At 64.8% G+C, this 1,280-nt stretch carries 1 protein-coding gene; it reads right to left on the bottom strand.

Features of this window, described 5'->3' with window-relative positions; translation table 11 throughout:
• Positions 1-88 precede the first annotated feature (88 nt).
• A complete protein-coding gene (locus CK485_RS08145) occupies positions 89-817 on the bottom strand; it encodes a hypothetical protein (protein ID WP_146214505.1) in 729 nt (242 codons plus the stop codon).
• Positions 818-1,280 lie beyond the last annotated feature (463 nt).

Here is a 1,280-nt window from a genome sequence, read left to right as displayed (position 1 = left end):
CACTCTCGGCAGACTCCACGGTCTCCAACTCCACGGCGGTATCAGTCACTTGACGTCTCTCCCATGATCGTCGGATCCGCCGTTAGATTTACACTCCCCCAGGGCAAACGGCGTCCCGGTTGTTCTTCTGCTTGGTCGCGCTGTAGTGGAAGTGCAGCGGAACCGGCTTGGCGGTGTGCGGGTTGCCCGGGGCGCCTCCTTGCTGAGCCCTGCGGATGTTGACCGCTATCCCAGGGAGCTGGGCCATCTGCGTCAGTACCGGCGTTGTTCCGGGGAACACGCAGCCGGCGCCCACGCGCTTGGCGAGTTCGTTGTCGCACCGGATGGTCGGGAAGGTGGTGACTCCGGTCCTTCCCGGAAGACCTGCGACGGAGACGAACGTGAAGGAGGGCTTGAAGCTGTCGATGGTGGTGACGGCGTCGCTGAACATCACCGCCCCGGTTGCCCCTTCGCCCGGCTCCACAGGGATCTCCTCCAAGGAGGGGCCGGGGATTGCCTTGCAGGTGGCGCTGCCGCATGTCACCTCGAGGCCCACGGCCAGCTCGGCGATCGGAGCGTCACCGACGTAACTGTCAAAGCGGATGGATACGTTGTCTTTCCACTGCGTGCTCTTGTAGTCCAAGGCCATGTCGTGGCCCGTCGTCACCGTCAGGACGCCGCTGAGCTTTCCGTCGGCGATGCGGACCTCTTCCGTGTGGATGTGGCAGGCCGAGGTACGCGTGATGACCGTCTGCTCCGGACGTGTGCAGGCACCCGCTGCCGCAGACCGCACGACGGAGGACACATGGCCCCCGGGGCGGGCGGCCAGAGTGCCCACGGCAGATAACGGGGTGGTGCCGCCAGACGCCCCGCCCTGGCCGGGGGAAGTCCGCTCGGATGCGCTGGCCCCGGGTACGGCGACAGCGAGCGTGAGCAGGGAGGCACAGACCACACCTATGGTTCGCAACACTGTGAAGATCCTTTCGGGTTGGTTTGATGATCTTATGAGTACGCTTTGACGATCCTGCGTCAGGAGGGCCATGGCCCTGATCACAGGGCATTGTTCGCGCCACTCCGAAGACGGTGAGGATGGGGTGCCGCCCGCCGCCCAAGCGGTCAGAGGCTGAGGCCGCCACTTGAGGCGCCGGCCGCGCATGACAGGCTCGCGCCCGTGACCGATGATCTCGCGGAGGTGTATCTGCACTAGGCAGTGTCTTCAAATGATCACCGCTGGTGGATCATGGTGTTGTGATACGTCGCCATGAACTGTCGGACGCCGAGTGGGAGTTCGTCCGGCCGCT

It is taken from the genome of Streptomyces sp. ICBB 8177, assembly GCF_003144095.1.
In the GTDB taxonomy this organism is placed as follows: domain Bacteria; phylum Actinomycetota; class Actinomycetes; order Streptomycetales; family Streptomycetaceae; genus Streptantibioticus_D.
Note: the sequence above shows the minus strand (reverse complement) of the source record. Positions and strands in the feature narration are given on the sequence as shown.